Origin of the sequence: Ruminococcus sp. D54t1_190329_F1 (assembly GCF_015551645.1) — a bacterium.
Classification (GTDB): Bacteria; Bacillota; Clostridia; order Lachnospirales; family Lachnospiraceae; genus Blautia_A; species Blautia_A faecis.
This window is the reverse complement of record NZ_JADNDC010000049.1, coordinates 1-19,922: the sequence shown is the minus strand read 5'-3', so window position 1 is coordinate 19,922 and position 19,922 is coordinate 1. Positions and strand designations below refer to the sequence as shown.

Below are 19,922 nucleotides of genomic sequence, written 5' to 3'. Positions count from 1 at the left end.
AAGAGAAATCCGCTCTGCGGTTTTCCCTTTTCATCGGGTTTTATAGAAGCACTGACACACGGACTGTCTGCGGATGGTCTTTCTTTATCTTATCAGCAAAGGATGTGAGAACATGGAAAAATCTTTGGAACAGTTGAAGCAGGAATATGAAAAAACCACTGTCCTGCTGGAACAGGAAAAACGGAAAATGCAGCGTTTGAAAAACCGGCAGGCGTATCTGGAAAGCGGTTCCCGGAAACAGAGGACGCACCGGCTGATTACCCGTGGGGCAGCTATTGAGAGCATTGCACCACAGACAAAGGAGCTATCCGAAGCGGAATTTTATTCCCTCATGGAAAGCATTTTGAATCTGCCGCAGGCGGAGCATTTCATCCGGTCTGCCACAGAGAACCACGCCCGTATTTCCGGGCAGGAGAAAGGCGGTGACTAAGGATAGCACTTTATCATTTTTCAATCGCACAGATCAAGCGCAGCGCCGGTCAGAGCACCATTGCCAGCGCAGCCTATCGAGCCGGGGAGCGTCTTTACAGCAGCTACTATGGAGAAGTCAGCGACTACACCAAAAAGGGCGGCGTGATCGCTTCGGAAATCATGCTGCCGCCCCATGCGCCGGAAATATATCTTGACCGGGCGACCCTCTGGAATGCTGTGGAGAACTGCGAGAAACATCCAAAAGCACAGCTTGCCTATTCCTTTGATATTGCCATGCAGAATGAATTGACGCTGGAAGAAAACATGGAGCTGGCGAGGAAGTTCGTACAGGAGCAGTTTGTGACAAAAGGCATGATTGCCGACCTTGCTTTTCACAGCCCGGAGAAAGAGGACGGCGGCATCCCTAACCCGCATTTTCATGTGATGACAACCATGCGCCCTTTGAACCCGGATGGCACATGGGGACAAAAACAGCGTCGGGAATATCTTCTTGATGAAGATGGAAACCGAATCCGGGATAAAAACGGCGATTATATGTTTAACGCTGTCCATACAACAGACTGGCATGAGCCGGAAACGCTGGAACACTGGCGGGAGCAGTGGGCGGCTGCCGTTAATACAAAATTTGAGGAAAAAGGGCTGGATGTGCGTATCGACCACCGTTCCTATGTGCGGCAGGGGCTTGACCTGATACCTACTGTCCACGAGGGAGCTAATGTCCGGCAGATGGAAGCAAAGGGCATCCGCACCGAGAAAGGGGAACTGAACCGCTGGATTAAAGCCACCAACCGGCTCATGCAGGATGTGAGGAAGAAGATCAAAGCCCTGTTTGTCTGGATGGCAGAGGTAAAAGAAGAACTTTCCAAACCGCAGACACCGAGCCTTGCCGACCTGTTGATCGCTTATTACAACCAGCGCAACGCAGGGGCATGGAGCAATAAAGCCAGAACCGGAAACTTAAAGCAGTTTGCCGAAGCCGTCAATTATCTGACGGAAAACAAGCTGCTCACATTAGAGGATTTGCAGGAGCGTCTTTCCTCTGTCAACGAAGAATTTGAAGCGTTAAGCGACTCCATGAAAAAGAAATCTGCCCGGATAAAGGAATTGCAGGAATTGATACGGGAGGGCGAGAATTACCAGCGGCTAAAACCTGTTCATACGGAATTGAACAATATCAAGTTTAAGAAACAGAGGGAGAAATTTGAAACATCCCACGATGCGGAGTTACGGCTGTTTTATGCCGCCCGCCGTATTTTGAAAGAAAAACTGGACGGAAAACCCATTGCCCTGAAAGCATGGAAACAGGAATACGCACAGTTAAAAACAGAGTATGCCGAACTGTCTCCGCAGCACAAGCCACTCCGGGAGGAAGTCATACGGCTACGGCAGGTGCAGAACGCCGTAGATACCGCACTGCGCCGGAGGGAGCAGCCACAGGCAGTACAGAGAAAGAAACATGAGATGGAGCTATGATATAACCGGCAGCTTTACCGCTACCAGTATTTTTATGGAGGGAGCATTTGAATGTATTTGAAGCGGTGAAACAGTCTGTTACCACCCGGCAGGCTGCTTCATTCTATGGAATCCGGGTGGGGAGAAACGGCATGGTCTGCTGTCCATTCCACAATGACCGCACGCCCAGCATGAAAGTGGACAGCCGCTTTTACTGCTTCGGCTGCGGGGCTTCCGGGGATGTGATCGACTTTGCCGCTTTGCTGCATGGATTGGGGAAACGGGAAGCTGCGGTCAGGCTTGCGGAGGACTTCGGCGTTTCCTATGAGAAATCCGGCAATGCGCCGCCAGATAGGAAGCGTCACAACAGGTCACAGCCCCGACAAAAATCAGCGGAGCAGAGATTTCAGGAAACGGAACGGTATTGTTTCCGGGTGCTATGCGATTATCTGCGCCTGCTGGAGCATTGGAAAACAGCACACGCCCCACAGCCGCAGGATGCCATCTGGCATCCTCTTTTTGTGGAAGCGTTGCAGAGGATAAGCTACACAGAATACCTTTTGGATATTTTGTTATACGGAGAAATAGAAGAAAAAGCGGCATTGATCGCCGCACAGGGAAAGGAGGTGTTGCGGCTTGAACAGCGAATTTCAGAGCTTGCCGCCGGAAACGCAGGAAGCGGTCAAAAGGACGATGGACACAATGGAACCGGCGCAGACACCGGCAGAAATCCGGGAAACATTAGAGGGGACGCAGAAAGGCGGCGTGAAGAACAGCATCCGAAACTGCCTGACGGTGTTCCAGCGTGACCCTCTGTTTCGCGGGGCGCTGCGCCTGAACCTTTTGACGGAGCAGATTGACATTGTGAAGCCGCTGGGCTGGGAGCGCACCAGTACCACGCTGACCGACATGGACATGAACTACCTGCTTTTGTATCTGGAAGAAAATTACGGGCTTACCAGCGAGAAAAAGGTGCAGAGCGCCATCAAGATTGTTGCCAATGAAAACCGCTACCATCCAGTCAGGGATTACCTGAACAGCCTGCAATGGGACGGCACAGAGCGCATCCGTTACGCCCTGCATCACTTTCTGGGAGCCGATACGGACGAATACACCTATGAAGCCTTGAAACTGTTCCTGATGGGAGCCATCCGGCGGGTATTCAGACCGGGGAGCAAGTTTGAGGTCATGCTCTGTCTGGTTGGTGGTCAGGGAGCCGGGAAATCTACCTTTTTCCGGCTGCTGGCAGGCAGGGACGAATGGTTTTCAGACGATTTGAAAAAGCTGGACGATGAAAATGTGTACCGCAAGCTGCAAGGGCATTGGATTATCGAGATGTCGGAGATGATTGCCACAGCCAACGCCAAGAGTATTGAGGAAATCAAGTCATTCTTAAGCCGCCAGAAAGAAACCTACAAAGTGCCGTATGAGACACATCCGGCAGACCGGCTGCGGCAATGTGTATTTGGAGGGACGACCAACCGGCAGGACTTTTTGCCCCGTGACCGCACCGGCAACCGGCGCTTTCTCCCCGTGACGGTGTACCCGGAACGGGCGGAGGTTCACATACTGGACGATGAAGCGGCGGCGAGGGCGTATATCGAACAGATGTGGGCGGAAGCCATGACGGTTTATCGCAGTGGGAAGTATAAGCTGTCATTCAGCATGGAAATGAACCGATACCTGAACGCCCACCAGCAGGACTTTATGCAGGAAGACACACAGGCCGGCATGATCTACGCCTATTTGGAGGACTACACCGGCGACAGGGTATGTTCCAAGCAGCTTTATGAGGAAGCGCTGGGGAACTTAAATTCCCCGGCAGACTGGGAGACACGGGCAATCTGCGAGATTATGAATACCGGCATTGCGGGCGGCATCATACAGGGCTGGGTAGCCTACAAAAGCCCGAAGCGGTATAAGAAATACGGTTCTCAAAAAGGCTGGGAGCGTGTCAACCAAGCTCCGCCGGAGGGGGACGGTTTTCAGGAAATCACGGAAGAAGAAGCCCGGCAAATGGAACTTCCATTCTGAAAAGCCACCGGTTGACAGTTTGGTTGACGCTTTGGTTGACAGCCGGTTGACGGGGAAAAGCCTGATATTTGGGGCATTTCTCTCCTTTGTCAACCATGTCAACCAAGAAATCAAAGAAAAAGTAAAAAGTAATAATAGAGCGCCTATGGATTGTTTTCAAAGTCTTTTCTGCCGGTTGACACGGTTTGGTTGACACGGAGACAGTCTGCGGCTGTACACCTGTCTGACATTCCCTTGTCGGGCATATTTCATTTATGGAGGTAACTGCCTATGGCAAAAAGCAAAAACGAGAGCAATAACAAAAACAGCGGCACCCTGCTTACCGAAAAAGACGGCACCCAGTATTTTGTCATGGGGAAAGTCCGTATCAAGGTATCGGAGCATTTCGCACAGGATGGGAAGCCGCTTGACAGCCTGCTGGAAGATGTGATCCAGCACGCTGCCGCCGCTTCCTGAAAAAATACGGAATAACGACTGTCAATCAGCCCACGCTTATGATATACTTGTACCAGCGAGTATTGTATAAGCGTGGGTTGTTTCTTTTAGAAGGAGGATTTTTAACCGTGAAACAACCATACAATACAACGATTTATAACACTGCACTATATTTGAGATTGAGCCGTGACGATGAATTACAGGGGGAAAGCGGCAGTATCCAGACCCAGCGCATGATGCTTAGACAGTATGCCGCAGAGCATGGGCTGACCGTTGTAGACGAGTACATTGACGACGGATGGAGTGGGACAAATTTCGAGCGTCCAAGTTTCCAAAGGATGATTGATGACATCGAAGACGGGAAAATCAACTGCGTTGTCACAAAGGACTTATCCCGTCTGGGAAGAAACTATATCCTGACCGGTCAGTACACGGAAATCTATTTCCCCAGCAAGGGAGTACGCTACATTGCCATCAATGACAATGTGGACACCATCAACGGAGAAAGCGAGCTTGCACCGTTCTTAAACATCCTGAATGAAATGCACGCCCGACAGACCAGCAAAAAGGTCAAGGCTGCCATGCACACAAGATTTGCCAATGGCGCACACTATGGAGCCTATGCACCGCTGGGCTATGTAAAAGACCCGGACAAAAAAGGTCATCTTCTGATCGACCCGGAAACACGCTGGATTGTAGAGAAGATTTTTGACCTTGCTGTACACGGGCGTGGAGCCGCCAGCATTACACGGATTCTGGTGGAGGAAAAAGTACCTACCCCCGGCTGGCTGAACTATGAAAGATACGGGACTTTCGCCAATATCTACGCCGGTGCGCCCGCAGAAAAAGCCTATGCGTGGACGATAGCACAGGTCAAGAGCATTTTGAAAGAGGAAACCTACATCGGTCACAGCATTCACAACAAGCAGAGCAACATTTCATTCAAGAACAAGAAAAAGGTGCGGAAGCCGCAGGAAGAATGGTATCGTGTGGAAAATACCCACGAAGCCATCATTTCTGAAGAAGTGTTCCAAAAAGTTCAGGAGCTGATTGCAAGCAGACGCAGGAAACGCAGAAACGGTACGACACAGATTTTCGCAGGATTGATAAAATGTGCAGACTGCGGATGGTCTTTAGCCTATGGGGAAAACAAGCAGAATAAGAACCCATACGGGTACTACCATTGCAGCAAGAACGGGCAGGGATTACGCCAGTGTTCCATGCACTATATCCGCTATGATGTACTGTATGCCTATGTGCTTGCAAGACTGCAATACTGGTCTATGCTGGCACAGAAAGACGAGGACAAGCTGCTGAAACGCCTGCTCAATGCCAGCGACAGGGAAAGAAACTCTGCGAAGAAAAAGCAGGCTGCGGAGCTGAAAAAGGCAGAGAAGCGTAAAGCCGAGGTTGACGGGCTGTTTGCTAAAATGTATGAGGACTGGTCTGCCGGACGCATAACCGAGTATAACTTCAATATGCTGTCCGAGAAGTACCAGAACGAGCAAAAGGAGCTTGAAACAAAAATAAGACAGCTTCACGAAACGATGGAAGCCGCCGTACAGACCGCAGCGGATGCTGAAAAGTGGATTGCCCTGATGAAACAGTATGTCAACCCTGTGGAGCTGACCGCCGAACTTCTGAACACTCTAATTGAAAAAATAACCGTCCACGAAGCTGTCAAGGGCGAGGACGGAAGCCGTGAGCAGGAAGTAGAAATCTACTACCGCTTCATCGGCAAAATCGACTGACCTTTCTTTTTTACCCAACAATATCTTTAATTAAGGGAGACGGGCGTTTGCCTTCCGGATGTATCTGTTTATAAAGAACTTTGTTCAATTCTTGGTATTAGCCTCAATGAGTTTCTGGCTGGAGAAGATATAGCCCAAGAGAACATGATTCAGAAGTCGGAAACAAATATCATTGAAGTGATCAAAGATAATATAAATAAGCAGAAATGTCTGAAGGTTATGAAATGTATATTAGTATTTATTTTTATTTGTGTGGTATCAGTAATCGGATTTACCATATACCGTTTGAAAAAACCACAGAATTACATTTCGCCTGTTGCAAAAGACAGTATAGAAATGCAGACAGCAGAACTGTTTGCTGGATCGGATGGAGTATTCGTATATAAGTTTATCACAACGGATAAATATAAAAAACTCAGATTACATATTTACCGATACGAATCAGGAAAATTGAGTGATCACGATAAAGTAGAAATGGGATTTGAAGATATTGCTTCGCCAAAAAGTGGTGAAATTGTAATGGTGCCGGATTTCGATAATTATGTAATTAAATTAATTGTTTCCGGAGATGGAAATAAGTTGTCAACTGAAATTCCTATTTTAGAAAATGTTGAAGATAGAGAATACTATGGCAGAACGGCAACTGAAATAAAAAATGTCGTAGACATTAAATACAATGAGCAACAGCCACTAATTGCTTTTGTTTATGATAACGACGAAATGAGTGTTCCAACTTTAGACGATTTTATAAATAGCAAAACAGATTTTCTTTCAAAAAATGATTATGTGTATTATGTGGCATTTGAATTTTGTAAGTAATAGACACATACATACGGAGAAATAATGACAATAATGGCTCTGACCAGGGTGACACGGAGCAACGATTATTTTGCGATGGATGAATCAATTAAAAAGCACAAAGAGAACTCGATTTTGAGTTCTCTTTGTGCTTTTTAATGATATAATTTTACTATGATTTTAAAGATACAAACCATACAAAAGTAGAAAGAAGTATATTTATGACATTTGGTGATAAAATTAGAAAGTTGCGAATAGAGAAAAAAATGACTCAACAAAAGCTGGGTGCTATGGTGGGCGTTTCTTATAGAACAATTCGAGCTTGGGAAGTTGATGGACGATATCCAAAGCAGAGCAGTTTATATCAAAAACTGGCAGATGCATTTCAGTGTCGGGTTTCTTATCCTATGAATGATGATGAAACCGTGTGCGTGGGTAATGATGAGCCAAGTGAATATTCTGGTGCTAAACAAGCAAGGCAGATTCTTGAACAGGCAGCTGCTTTATTTGCCAGTGGAACTATGACCAATGAGGACAAAACGATTTTCATGGATGGGATGACGAGACTTTATCTGGAATCAAAAAAGAACAGAAGAAAATGGTAAGAAAAAATGAACCGTTTTGTTTTCTTACTTGCTAGAAAAGAAGAATAGAACGTATAATAGTGTTAGTGATCCAGAGATATTTACTCTGGAAATAGAATTATTCGCACCGGTGGTGCGAGTATAGATTAGGAGTGAAAGAATGGTAGAAGATACTATGTTTTCCGGGGAATCGAAAAATATTGAGTACAAGGTATCCTTACCTGATAAAAGTGAAAAGTACATGAAGACAATCGTAGCTTTTGCCAATACACAGGGCGGCAAGCTGATTGTTGGAGTAGATGATAAAACACACCAGATTGTTGGTGTGGAAAATGATGTGTTGTTTCAGATGATGGACGGAATTGCCAATGCAGTTTCTGATTCCTGTGTGCCACAGATTATTCCTGATATTGAGCCACAGACAGTAGACGGGAAAACGGTCATTGTTGTATCAGTAGAAGCTGGAAAGAACAGACCGTATTATCTGAAATCAAAGGGAAAGGATAATGGTACTTATATCCGTGTTGCAGGTACATCAAGGCAGGCATTTCCAGAGAAGATAAAAGAACTGGAAATGGAAGGTGCCAGAATTTCATGGGATGAGCTTACCTGTGTAGGTTATCCTGTTTCAGAAGAAGCTACAGAGAAACTTTGCCAGGATATTGAAAGATTTCGGAAAAAAGCTGGAATGGCAGAACATTCTGTGAAGAAAGAGCAGCTGATAAACTGGAAGATCTTAAAGCAGAGTGAAGGACAGCTTCTGGCAACGAATGCCTATGCGTTGCTGACTTCAGAGTATTTTTCATTTTCTAAAACACAATGTGCGGTATTCAAGGGAACAGATCGAGCAGTGTTTCTGGATAAGAGAGAATTTACAGGACCGATTTATACACAAATCGAAGAAGCTGTAGATTTTGTATTGAGAAATATTCGACTTGGAGCAACAATTGACGGATTGGTGCGAAAAGAGAAATATGAGCTACCACCGGAAGCAATCAGGGAAATGATCATTAACGCCCATTGTCACCGTAACCTGTTGGATGAATCCTGTATTCAGGTCGCAGTTTATGATGACAGACTGGAAGTGACTTCTCCAGGCGGATTATATAACGGATTGACTTATGAGGAAGTCATGAATGGTCATTCGAAGATCCGGAATAAAGGCATTGCCAATATATTCAGTCAGATGGGACTTGTAGAGGCATGGGGAAGCGGAATAAAAAGAATCCTTAATGCTGCAGAAGAGTATGGACTTCCGGAGCCGAAATTTCAGGAATTCGATAATATGTTTCGGGTAGAGCTGTTTCGTAATTCATTTCCGATGATAAATGAAAAAGAAAACATCGGAGAAGCATCGGAGAAGCATCGGAGAAGCATCGGAGAAACATCGGAAGTAGCGTGGAGAACAGACCTCAACGATACACAGCAAAAGATTATAAAATTGCTTTCAGAAGATCATCAATTATCAGCGGTTAAGTTAGCTGAAAAAATCGGTGTTGCCAGTCGAAATATAGAGAACAATATTAAGAAGTTAAAAGAGTATGGTATTCTTATAAGACATGGCTCTCCAAAGAATGGTTACTGGGAGATTGTAGATAAAGATCTACAGGAGTGAGAAGTAAATTAGTCCAAGACTAGTCCAAGATATCTCAAGATTAGTCCAAGAGAATATATATATAAATAACAAAAATAGATTGACATTTTGTAGTAATCAGTAGTAAATTGTACTTGGGGAAGGGAAGTGATATGTTTGGCTAGAAAAACACCAAAAGATGGCAAAGAAGAAAACATACGAGTACGGGTGACTCCAGAACAAAAACAGAGACTTGTTGAGTATGCAGAAAGACACTATCAGAGCATGAGTGGTGTTGTATGTCAGGCATTGGATCTCCTGTACGCAAGAGAAGAACAACAAAATAACAAAGAGTAGAATGGAGTTATTTTGGAGTTTATTTCATCATAAGCGGTGCGAAAAGCACAAAATCAGAACGCATGTTTGAAATATAAGCCTCTAATAACAGCCTTTGCGTGTCATGAAACGCAGTCCGCAAAGGAGTTTGAATAAAAAAGTGAAATAAACAAAAAAGCGAAATTGGCTGTAGGATAGAATTCCTGCAGCCTCTTTTCGTGCAAAAAAATAGTAGCTTTTACAGATTAGGACTGGTCGACTGGACAACGTCTTGGTACAATGTAATCAGTGAAACAATCCGCAGGTATGGTAGTCGGGGACTTTTGCCCCCGACATTATATATAAGTAACCCCATGTATGAAAAGAAGGAGAGGCCTCATGCAGGTATCAGATAAATTAATCAAACCACTGACAGAAGCGAAATATTTAAATGCAGATAATGTAAGCAGATATCGCTGTATTATGCGTATTTTTTTTGAGCATTACGAGAAACTGAAATACTGGCTGTATCAGGAAGAGGTTTACGAAGAAATGATGAAGGATCCTTTTTTTGCAGATTACAGACCAGAGCAGTGTCAGCAGGATCTCACAATGTTGACAGAATGGAAGAATCTGAATACGATCCAGGATACGAAAAAGGTGGCATCCATTGAAGAATTTAAGAACAAAAAGTACCGCTATCAGATGACAGAATATAGTGTAGAGATAGAACGTCTGGTGCTTAGACTTGAGAACCTGTTCATTGAAGGTGCATCCTTAGAGCCCACATTATTGGAGCGGATACGAAGAGGTATAGAACGGTTTCCGGAGATGGTGGAAAGAGATAAAAATGAAGTATATACCTGGTGGACAGATCTGAATAATGATTTTGTACGTCTGAATCAGAATTATCAGGATTATATCAGAGATCTGAACAGTGTGCGGGCAGAAGAAATGATGCATACGAAGCAGTTTCTGGTGTTTAAAGACCGGTTGATCGAATATTTGCGCAGCTTTATTAAAGGATTACAGAGAAATGTGGGTGTGATAGAAGAAAGCTTATGCCAGCAGAAGGAAGAGATGAAAAACCAGGTATTTGAAAAAGTAGTTGATTATGAATTGTCGATACCGCGAATGGATGTGGAAGTATCGAAGGAAATGATCTGGCAGAAAGTAAAGGGCCGTTATCAAAGTATCTATGACTGGTTTGTAGGAAAGGAAGGTCAGGAGAATGAAGCGGGAAAGCTTTTTGATGCAACAAATGATATTATTCGCAGGATCACAAGATATGCAGCGCAGTTAAGTGAAAAGAATGCATTGGGGGCTAACCGAAAAGAAGAATATCGCAAAGTGGCAGAATTATTTTTGCAATGCCAGGATATGGAAGAAGCCCACAAAATGTCTGCAATGGTATTTGGCATGGAGTGCCCGCAGCATATTGCCGGAGATCTGGTACGTGAAACCGATAGTATGAATATCGGAGTATACGAAGAACAACCCATGGAAATCAGTTTAAAGCCAAGGATACGCACATACAGGGAGAAATCCAGAAGAAGTGCGATCCGCGAATCAGCAGAGCAAAAGCAGGAAACAAGACGTAAAATGCTGGAAAAACAGAGAGAAGAAATGGAAAAACTGCAGGCGTTGGAAGTGAATGGAAGGATTCATTTTGGAGAATTACCGGTACTGGAACCAAGAATCAGGGAGATCCTTTTGAAATGGCTGTCAGATGCCATGGAATCTGCGGATTTTTCCGCAAGAACGGATGATGGAAGAAGATACATATTAGACAGAAGCCGGGCAGACGAGACCTGTGTTGTGCATTGTCAGGATGGTAATTTTACCATGCCTGATCTGTCAATTGTATTTCAGGAGGAACCGTGATGAAGGAACTGGAGATCCTGTTAAATAAAAGATGGGTATTAAAATCCAGAGATAAGGAAACCTATTATAAATTAAGAGATGCCCTTGGAGAACTGCGTAAATTTACTACAGAGAAAATGGGCTGCCAGATCATTGATAATTCACTTCTGATAAAGATGGAGAAGATTCCGGTGATACCGGAAAGCTTTATGGGGATTCAGAAATTTTCCTCAAAAGAAGAATATGCCTATCTCTGTATTTTGCTGATGTTTCTGGAAGACAAAGATGCGCAGGAGCAGTTTATTATATCACAGCTGACGGAATATATTACAGCAAATCTGCCTGGGGAAATTTCCGACTGGACATTGTATACGAATAGAAGGAAGCTGATCCGTGTAATGAGATTTGCAGCAGATCAGGGGCTTATTGGAGTTACAGATGGAAAAGACGAGGCATTCATGGATGACGAAGGAGGAGAAGTGCTTTATGAAAATACAGGTGCATCCAGGTATTTTATGAAGAGCTTTTCAAAAGACATTATGGAATATACGAAACCGAAAGATTTTCAGGAAAGTGACTGGTTTGAAGTGGATGAAGACCGAGGCTTTGCAAGAAGGCACAGAGTCTATAAAAGACTGATCTTTGCACCTGGTATGTATAAAGAGGATGGCTCATCGGAGGATTTTGAATATCTGAAATATTACGGACGCAGATTAAGCGAAGAACTGGAGCAGATATTTGACTGTCATGTGCACATTCATAAGGGAAGTGCATATCTGCTGTCGGGAGACGACTGCAGAATGGGAACAGTATTTCCTGGTAATAATTCCATTTCAGATATTTTGCTTTTGTGTTTTCGTGAAATACGCAAGAAAATTGAGAAGGGTCAATGGAAGACCGGATTGGATGAAACCTGTCTTATAGATCAGATTGAATTTGAAAATATGATAAAAGAAATGAAACAGGAATATGGAAGTGGATTTTCGAAAAATTATCGCGAGATGCCGGAAGGGGAATTTGTAAAAAGTGTGTTGGATGAGATGGAGTTGTGGATGTTCATAAGAAAAGAAGAACTCGCTCATCAGATAAAAATATGTCCGCTCACCGGAAAAATACAGGGAAGTTATCCGGAGGATTATATGGGAGGAAGAAATGATGAATAGCAGATGGCAGGCAAATAAGATCGGGCTGATTAATTTCTGGTATTATGACGAACAGGAATTCCCATTTGTGAAGGGAAGAATGCTCCTTCGAGGTTCAAACGGATCGGGAAAATCAGTAACCATGCAGAGTGTGGTGCCCCTTCTTCTGGATGGAAATATGAGTCCGGAACGACTGGATCCCTTCGGTTCCAGGGATCGTAAGATGAGCAGCTATCTTCTGGAAGAAGATGACGGACGTGAAGAACGCACTGGCTATTTGTATCTGGAGCTTAAAAGACAAAACAGTGACACATATTTGACCATCGGAATGGGTATCCGCGCAAGAAGAGGAAAGAATCTGGATAAATGGTATTTTAGCCTGACCGATGGAAGACGTATCGGTAAGGATTTCTTTTTATACAAGGATTCAGGAGAAAAGGTTACACTTTCCAAAAAAGAGCTGGAAAACAGGATTGGGGATGGCGGCCGCGTTATTGACAGACAGGTTGATTATATGGAATATGTGAACCGCCAGATTTTTGGATTTGAGACAACAGAAGAATATAAGGAAATGATAGATCTTTTGATTCAGCTGCGTACACCGAAGCTTTCCAAGGATTTTAAGCCATCTGTAATCAATGATATTTTAAGTGATTCCCTTCAGCCCCTGTCTGATGATGACCTGCGTCCTATGTCGGAAGCCATTGAAAATATGGATACCATGACCATGAATCTGAAAAACAGGAAAGAAGCCAGACAGGCAGCAGAAAAAATCCAGGCAGTATTTTCAAAATATAATCAGAAATTATTATATGAAAAAGCAGAACGCTGCGAACAGGCTGGACTAAATTTGGAAAATGCAAGGACGCGGCAAAATGAACAGGAGAAAAAGCTACGTGAATGCAGACAGAAGATAGAAGACTTGAAAATAGAACATCAGAATCTGGATGTGAAACGTGAGTCCATGGAGAAAGAGAAAGAATCTCTGAACAAAAGCGACGCGGTAGCATTGAAGCGAAGAGAAGCGGAGCTGATTACAGAATTAAACGGACAACAGAAAAACCTGGGAGAAAAGCAGAGATTCCTGGAGCAGAAACAGACTCAATATCAGGATGCACAGAATCAGATTAAAACAGAAGAAGACAGGAAATATGAGAAAGAAAAAGAACTGGAAGAGCTTATAGAAGAGATGCAGGATGAGGCTGATACCATGGCCTTTGAAGAGCATGCATTTATGAAGGAAGAGCTGGAAAAACATCCGGAAGAACCATACAAATTCAATTTACACCAGCAGCAATTTGATAACACAAAAGAAAAAATTAATGAGGGAACAGAGATACTGGCAGAGACAGATCGTCTGGAAAGACAGAAGGATGATCTGATAAAAGAAAGAGAAAGACAGATTCGTGAACTGGATACTCTTCAGAGAAAAGTGTCAGAACTGGAATCTGTATTTGTGCAGACACAGAATGAATGGAAAGAAGCATTGTATCAGTGGAACGGTGCAAACCAGGAGCTGGCATTAGAAAAAGAATTATTAAGAGAATTAAGTATATTTGCCGAAACGTATAAGGAATCCTCTGATTTTGCCGAGGTTCGTCAGAGGATTGCAGATGTATGGATCAAGAAAAATGGGGAAATCGAATCTGAACTTTCGGTAAATGATACAGAGAGCCAAAATACAAAAAAAGAGTTGGAAGAAGTAAGGGCAGATCTGGCCGAATGGGAGAATCAGAAAGAACCACAGCCGGAACGTTCAGAGGCAGTCATATGTAACCGCAAGAGACTGGATGCTCTTGGAATTCCATATCAGGAATTTTACAAGGTTATAGAATTTGGAGATAATCTGGAAGAAGAAGCCTGTAACCGTTTGGAAGAAGCTTTATTAAAGATGGGAATTCTGGATGCACTGGTAATAGATGAGCAATACAAAGAGCAGGTTTTGAAAACAGAACAAGGATGTGAAGATCATTATCTGTTTATCTGCAAGAACAGTCAGAAGAATCTGCAGCCAGATAGAAGTCTGTTAGATGTATTGGAACTGAATGAAGAAGTGAATGACATATTTTCCAATCAGCGTCTCACCGGAATCCTGGGAAGCATTGCATATGATAGTGAGAGCTTGTTTACCGTTGCAGAAGATGGAACCTACGGAATGGGAGTGCTTGCCGGAACTGTAACAGGAGAATATGAGGCAGGATTCCTTGGAACAAAGGCCCGTGAAAAACACAGACAGGCAAAGATAGAAGAGTGCAGACAGAGAATCACAGAGTTGGAAACCGCATTACAGCAGCTGGAGGAACTGCATAGAAAGCTGTCTGACAGAAAAGTTATTCTCAGAAAAGAATACGAGAATCTTCCGAAAGACACAGATATGAGAGAAGCACTTCGGATGCTGCAGGCCGAGGAACGAGAGTGCGAACAGCTGAAGCGCGAGAGTGATAAATTGGAGTGTCAGATCCGTGAACTAGTGGAGATACTGAAAGAAAAGAAAAAGAAAGCACTGGAAATTGCAGAAGCATTATATCTGACCTGTTCTTATGATATATTTAAAGAAGCAAAAAAAGCAGCAGAGGAATATGGAAAGCATTTGATCAGCCTGATTGCCGCACACGAAATGTATCTTAGAAGTCTGATGTATCTGAGAGAGCGAAAAGAACATTTGGAAGATTTGGATGCAGATATGGAACAGATACGGTATGATCTGCAGGAGATTCAAAAAGAAATCAGGAGAAAGACAGAAGAACAGGCTTCCATTCAGGAACAATTGCGTCTGACTGATTACGAAGAAATTAAAGAACGGCTTGATGCATGTATTAACTGGCTGCAGGAGTATCCGGAGCAATTACGTGTATGCGTAAGCAGACAGACGCATGAAGAAGACGAAGTAGGACAACTGACACTGCGCTTAGATGAAAACCAGAAGAAAATTGAAGAATATGAAAAGAAAACGAAATATTTTTCAGAATGCTATGATATGGAAAAGGCTTTGCATTATGTGGAAATACCAAAAGAGATACCGGAAGATGCCGCACATATCAGAAGTTATCTGGAATCAGATGTAAAAGCGCTGGACAAAGACAGTGTGATCCGTGATCTGAATAAAGTATACTTTGAAAACAGAGGCTTTCTTACAGACTATCATTTAATGCAGAATGAGCTGTTTACTGAAGAAGAACAAACGGAATTTCCTGCAAAGCGACTGGATATTTCAGCCAGATACCAAGGTGTAAAAATATCATTTGCCAGTCTCCTTTTGCATCTTGAAGAAGATATCACAGAACTGGAGAATCTGATCAAAGATGGAGACCGGGAGTTGTTTGAAGACATTCTTGCCAATACGGTAAGCAGAAAAATCCGTGGAAAGATTAACAGTTCCAATACATGGGTACAGAAAATGAATTCCCTGATGAACGGTATGAATACCTCCAGCGGATTAAAGCTTAGCCTTAGATGGCGAAGTAAGACTGCAGAACAGGAAGACCAGCTGGATACGAAAGAACTGGTAGAATTACTGAAGAAAGATTATCGGCTGATGAGTGAAGATGAGGCAGCCAGATTGTCTGCCCATTTCCGTTCCAAGGTGGCAGAGGCACGAAGAAATGCGAAAGACAGTGCAGGAATGGTATCCTTCTATCAGATCATGAAGGATACGCTGGATTACCGTAAATGGTTTGAATTCCAGCTGTTTTCCCAGAAAAACGGGGAACGTCAGAAGGAGCTGACAAATAGCGTATTCGGAACCTTCAGTGGCGGAGAAAAGGCAATGTCCATGTATGTACCGCTATTTTCAGCAGTTGTGGCCAAGTATCAGGGAGGAAGGGAAGATGCACCGAGATTGATATCTCTGGACGAGGCATTTGCCGGAGTAGATAATAAGAATATTCGTGATATGTTCCGTCTGATGACAGAATTCCGGTTTGATTTTATTATTAACTCACAGGTTCTGTGGGGAGATTGTGATACGTTGGACGCATTGGCAATCTATCAGTTAATCCGTCCGGGAAATGCGAAATTTGTAACCGTTATGCCTTATTTATGGAATGGTCACAGGAAAGAATTGTTAGAACACGAGGAAGAAGTTGAACAGAGAGGAATAGAGCTTGGACAGGCAGAAGGAGTATAAATTTGAAAATAAAATGAAAGACTGTCTGGCTTATTTTCACCTGAGCCCAGTCTGGGAGAAGGTGCTGAAAGGCTTCCGGGAGAAATATATTTCTTACGGAAGGTTTGGTGGGAAAGTAATTCTGAAGAATCTGAAACCAACAGATATTGAAGAACTGGAAGGATTTTTTGGAAAATCTTTTCACAGTCAGAAAAGTGTAACGGTGTCCTCAGAAAAATTCAGACAGGCGCTGGAAACAAGCAGATATAAAGAGATAACGCCGGAATGCCTGTTGGAGAATTTTTTTGAAGAGCCACTGCTTGGAAGACAGGAGCAAAAATCCTTACGGGAACAGGAAAAAGAGCGTATATGGGAGATTTTTCAGAGAGACTATGAAGGAACTCCTGTAGAGACAGCCTTAGAATCGTTGCGAAGCATTGTGAAAGACAATGGGAATCAGGAGCTGGCCAAATGGGACAGGACGCTGCGGCTTGGAGCAGAAATCTATAACAATCTGCCATATCGCAACACAAAGATGTACCTTGCCGTATTTGCAGCTATGCTGACAGGTAATCCGCATGCGTTTGATATTGGAACAGCAGATGGTAATTTTTTATATCAGATCATACAGATGGATTTGGAAATACGAAGAATTACAGTAGAGACATGTGCAATATTTCCTGCGTATAAACGTCAGAAAAGTTATCTGCTGGCAGGGATTATGCTGGATGATGTTTCCAATTATGCGATGATGTATCAGGTGCAGGCTGTGAAAGAAGATGGAACTTATCATAAAGGTATGGCAGGCTTTTTAGAAGAACAGCACATTGTACAGGTTCCTCTTGCAGTGCTTACAGAATGGGAGTCACTTCATTGTCCCCGAAACGAAATATATATTGTGGAAAATCCTTCGATTTTTGCAATGCTTTGTGGAAAAGAAGAAGCAAATCAAAAAGGAAAAGCCTATATGTGTATGAACGGTCAGCCAAGACTGGCGGGTTTGATGGCATTGGATTTACTTGCAAAATCCGAAACCCGAGTTTATTATGCAGGAGATCTGGATCCGGAAGGTGTGTTGATCGCACAGAAACTTTCGCAGTATTATAAGGGCGAATTTTATTACTGGCATATGGAAGCCGCGGATTACGAAAGATGCAGGTCCAAAGAGGTCATATCACCTAAGCGGCTGAAAATACTGGAACGAATAACGGATGAAAGGTTAAAGCCGGTGGCAGCGCTGATCGGAAAATACAGGACAGCCGGATATCAGGAGATGCTGGCAGAAGATATGCTATAGAAATCAGATGAAGATCTTTTGAATGAAAAGGAGAAGTTATGAAGACACGGAAACGAATTTTGTCAATTGTATTAACAATTGCAACACTGCTTCTGCTTGTACTGGATATTCCTGTGACAGCAGCTGGGACGAAAAAGGTAGACGTTTTGTTTACCCATGATACTCATTCCCATTTGGACAGCTTTTCAACAATTGTAGATGGACAGCAAAAAGAAGTTGGCGGTTTTGCGAAAATAAAAACCCTGATGGATGAAAAGAAGAAAGACAATCCAGATACCCTGGTATTGGATGGCGGAGATTTTTCCATGGGTACACTGATCCAGACCGTATATGATACGGAGGCAGCGGAGCTTCGAATGCTGGGATATCTGGGGTATGATGTGACTACTTTTGGAAATCACGAATACGACTACCGGTCAAAGGGACTGGCAAATATGCTGAAAGCAGCCATAAATTCCGGTGAGACAGTGCCGGAGATCGTAGTGTGCAATGTGGATTGGGATGCTATGGAGAAAGATGGCTTAAAAGATGGGCAGAAGCAGATCAAAGAAGCGTTTGAAGCGTACGGCGTGAAAGATTATGTTGTGGTTCAAAAGGGTGATACGAGAATTGCTGTGGTTGGTGTATTTGGAAAAGATGCCTTGGAATGTGCGCCTACATGTGAACTTCTGTTTAAAGATCCGGTAGAAGCAGTAAAGCAGACGGTAGCTGAGATTAAGAAAAACGAGAATGTGGATATGATCGCATGTGTGTCTCACGGCGGAACCTGGGAGGACGAGGATAAGTCAGAGGATGAAATCCTTGCAAAAAAGGTGCCGGATCTGGATCTGATCATCAGTGGACATTCCCATACAGAGCTGAATGAAGCCATTAAGCATGGGAATACATATATTGTATCCTGCGGTGAGTATGGGAGAAACCTTGGATCACTTTCAATGACACAGAAGGAGGACGGGCGTTGGGAAATGACTTCCTATGAGCTGATTCCTGTGTCTGATGAGATCAAGCCGGATCAGGAAACACAGAAACGGATTGATGAATTAATGGATACAGTAGACACCAATTATCTTGCAGATTTTGGGTACACCAGGGATGAAGTTCTGGCTCAGAACGATATTGAATTTAACAGTCTGGAAGAGATGGGTACAAAGCATGAAGAACTGAATCTTGGCGATATTATGTCTGATGCGTACGTATATGCTGTGGAAAATTCAGAGTATTACGATGGAAATCCGGTAGACGTAGCGGTTGTACCAAGCGGAACGGTCCGTGACACATATACAAAAGGCAATATTACAGTAGAGGATGTTTACAATTCTTTTTCTCTGGGAATTGGAAAAGACGGTGTGGCAGGATATCCTCTTATCAATGCATATCTGACAGGAAAAGAATTGAAGCTGGCAGCAGAAGTAGACGCTTCTGTTTCGGATTTTATGACAACTGCAAGATTGTATTGCAGCGGACTGAATTTTACATATAATCCTCATCGAATGATTCTGAATAAGGTGACGGACTGTTATCTGACCAGAGAAGATGGAGAAAGAATTGAAATTCAGGATGATAAACTGTACCATGTTGTGACTGACTTGTATACAGGACAAATGCTTGGCTCTGTAATGAAAATGTCCTATGGTCTGTTGTCTCTTGAACCAAAGGATAAGAACGGAAATCCAATTGAAAATCTGGAAGATCAAGCAATCATGGAAGATGGCAGGGAATTGAAAGCGTGGGATGCTATTGCAAGATACATGCAGTCTTTTGAAGATACAGACGGGGATGGAATTGCTAATGTACCGGAATATTATGCAGTCACTCATAACCGTAAGGTTGTAGATGACAGCACAAATATTATTGATCTGGTGAAAAATCCCAATAGATTCTCAGTAATGATCGTGCTGATCTGCCTGCTCTTCCTTGTAATTATTATTCTTATTGTAGTCCTGATCCGAAAACTGGTCCGCAAGGCAAAAAAGAAAAGTATGTGATACTATCACAGAAATGGGGGGGAATAAAATCTGATATAATACTATAAACACCATAAAGTTACAAAAGGGGCTGTCAGGATGAACCGCTCCCCGTCAAGTAGACAATTGAAAAAATATAAATTTTTCCTGCCAGCAGAAATTTATCTGCTGGCAGTT

General features: G+C 43.4%; 15 protein-coding genes. All 15 read left to right on the top strand.

Going from position 1 to position 19,922, the window contains the following annotated elements:
* The first annotated feature begins 112 nt into the window (after positions 1–112).
* The 15 genes from I2D69_RS17440 to I2D69_RS17370 all read left to right on the top strand — a co-directional run bounded on the left by I2D69_RS17440 (position 113) and on the right by I2D69_RS17370 (position 19,766).
* Positions 113–430 (top strand): DUF3847 domain-containing protein, encoded by a 318-nt coding sequence (locus I2D69_RS17440; protein WP_008816380.1) that lies wholly within the window; start codon positions 113–115, stop codon positions 428–430.
* Between the two features lie 2 nt (positions 431–432).
* Positions 433–1,905: a MobQ family relaxase gene (mobQ, locus tag I2D69_RS17435; protein ID WP_195380312.1), complete on the top strand. Its 1,473-nt coding sequence runs from the start codon at positions 433–435 to the stop codon at positions 1,903–1,905.
* A 47-nt stretch (positions 1,906–1,952) separates the two neighbouring features.
* Positions 1,953–2,693, top strand: a complete 741-nt coding sequence (locus I2D69_RS17430; RefSeq protein ID WP_014079457.1) for a CHC2 zinc finger domain-containing protein — start codon at positions 1,953–1,955, stop codon at positions 2,691–2,693.
* Positions 2,578–3,918: a virulence-associated E family protein gene (locus I2D69_RS17425; RefSeq protein WP_009321442.1), complete on the top strand. Its 1,341-nt coding sequence runs from the start codon at positions 2,578–2,580 to the stop codon at positions 3,916–3,918. Before I2D69_RS17430 ends, I2D69_RS17425 begins: the two co-directional genes overlap by 116 nt.
* Before the next feature lie 270 nt (positions 3,919–4,188).
* Positions 4,189–4,374, top strand: coding sequence for a hypothetical protein (locus I2D69_RS17420; protein ID WP_004849804.1), 186 nt, complete (start codon positions 4,189–4,191; stop codon positions 4,372–4,374).
* Positions 4,375–4,481: 107 nt separating this feature from the next.
* Positions 4,482–6,104, top strand: a complete 1,623-nt coding sequence (locus I2D69_RS17415; RefSeq protein ID WP_008791695.1) for a recombinase family protein — start codon at positions 4,482–4,484, stop codon at positions 6,102–6,104.
* 144 nt (positions 6,105–6,248) lie between these two features.
* Positions 6,249–6,923 (top strand): transcriptional regulator, encoded by a 675-nt coding sequence (locus I2D69_RS17410; RefSeq protein ID WP_227202120.1) that lies wholly within the window; start codon positions 6,249–6,251, stop codon positions 6,921–6,923.
* A 200-nt stretch (positions 6,924–7,123) separates the two neighbouring features.
* Complete coding sequence (locus I2D69_RS17405; RefSeq protein WP_187566094.1) at positions 7,124–7,507, top strand: helix-turn-helix transcriptional regulator; 384 nt, start codon at positions 7,124–7,126, stop codon at positions 7,505–7,507.
* Positions 7,508–7,646: 139 nt separating this feature from the next.
* The gene (locus I2D69_RS17400; protein WP_187566095.1) at positions 7,647–9,101 is read left to right on the top strand and encodes a helix-turn-helix domain-containing protein; all 1,455 of its coding nucleotides are present in this window, start codon (positions 7,647–7,649) and stop codon (positions 9,099–9,101) included.
* Between the two features lie 135 nt (positions 9,102–9,236).
* Complete coding sequence (locus I2D69_RS17395) at positions 9,237–9,416, top strand: hypothetical protein (protein WP_028086473.1); 180 nt, start codon at positions 9,237–9,239, stop codon at positions 9,414–9,416.
* A 357-nt stretch (positions 9,417–9,773) separates the two neighbouring features.
* Complete coding sequence (locus I2D69_RS17390) at positions 9,774–11,258, top strand: TIGR02677 family protein (RefSeq protein ID WP_195380310.1); 1,485 nt, start codon at positions 9,774–9,776, stop codon at positions 11,256–11,258.
* Complete coding sequence (locus I2D69_RS17385) at positions 11,258–12,400, top strand: TIGR02678 family protein (RefSeq protein WP_195380309.1); 1,143 nt, start codon at positions 11,258–11,260, stop codon at positions 12,398–12,400. The genes I2D69_RS17390 and I2D69_RS17385 overlap by 1 nt, the downstream gene beginning before the upstream one ends.
* Positions 12,390–16,505, top strand: coding sequence for a TIGR02680 family protein (locus I2D69_RS17380; RefSeq protein WP_227198845.1), 4,116 nt, complete (start codon positions 12,390–12,392; stop codon positions 16,503–16,505). The genes I2D69_RS17385 and I2D69_RS17380 overlap by 11 nt, the downstream gene beginning before the upstream one ends.
* On the top strand, positions 16,483–17,781 hold the full coding sequence (locus I2D69_RS17375; protein WP_195380308.1) for a TIGR02679 domain-containing protein: 1,299 nt from the start codon (positions 16,483–16,485) through the stop codon (positions 17,779–17,781). Before I2D69_RS17380 ends, I2D69_RS17375 begins: the two co-directional genes overlap by 23 nt.
* Positions 17,782–17,819: 38 nt before the next feature.
* On the top strand, positions 17,820–19,766 hold the full coding sequence (locus I2D69_RS17370) for a bifunctional UDP-sugar hydrolase/5'-nucleotidase (protein ID WP_187566099.1): 1,947 nt from the start codon (positions 17,820–17,822) through the stop codon (positions 19,764–19,766).
* The last annotated feature ends 156 nt before the right edge of the window (positions 19,767–19,922 follow it).

Excerpts from the sequence above, each read along its gene's own strand:
- I2D69_RS17440 (WP_008816380.1), top strand. The coding sequence starts at position 113 with ATGGAAAAATCTTTGGAACAGTTGAAGCAGGAATATGAAAAAACCACT.
- I2D69_RS17425 (WP_009321442.1), top strand. The coding sequence starts at position 2,578 with ATGGACACAATGGAACCGGCGCAGACACCGGCAGAAATCCGGGAAACA.
- I2D69_RS17420 (WP_004849804.1), top strand. The coding sequence starts at position 4,189 with ATGGCAAAAAGCAAAAACGAGAGCAATAACAAAAACAGCGGCACCCTG.
- I2D69_RS17410 (WP_227202120.1), top strand. The coding sequence starts at position 6,249 with ATGATTCAGAAGTCGGAAACAAATATCATTGAAGTGATCAAAGATAAT.
- I2D69_RS17405 (WP_187566094.1), top strand. The coding sequence starts at position 7,124 with ATGACATTTGGTGATAAAATTAGAAAGTTGCGAATAGAGAAAAAAATG.
- I2D69_RS17400 (WP_187566095.1), top strand. The coding sequence starts at position 7,647 with ATGGTAGAAGATACTATGTTTTCCGGGGAATCGAAAAATATTGAGTAC.
- I2D69_RS17390 (WP_195380310.1), top strand. The coding sequence starts at position 9,774 with ATGCAGGTATCAGATAAATTAATCAAACCACTGACAGAAGCGAAATAT.
- I2D69_RS17385 (WP_195380309.1), top strand. The coding sequence starts at position 11,258 with ATGAAGGAACTGGAGATCCTGTTAAATAAAAGATGGGTATTAAAATCC.
- I2D69_RS17380 (WP_227198845.1), top strand. The coding sequence starts at position 12,390 with ATGATGAATAGCAGATGGCAGGCAAATAAGATCGGGCTGATTAATTTC.
- I2D69_RS17370 (WP_187566099.1), top strand. The coding sequence starts at position 17,820 with ATGAAGACACGGAAACGAATTTTGTCAATTGTATTAACAATTGCAACA.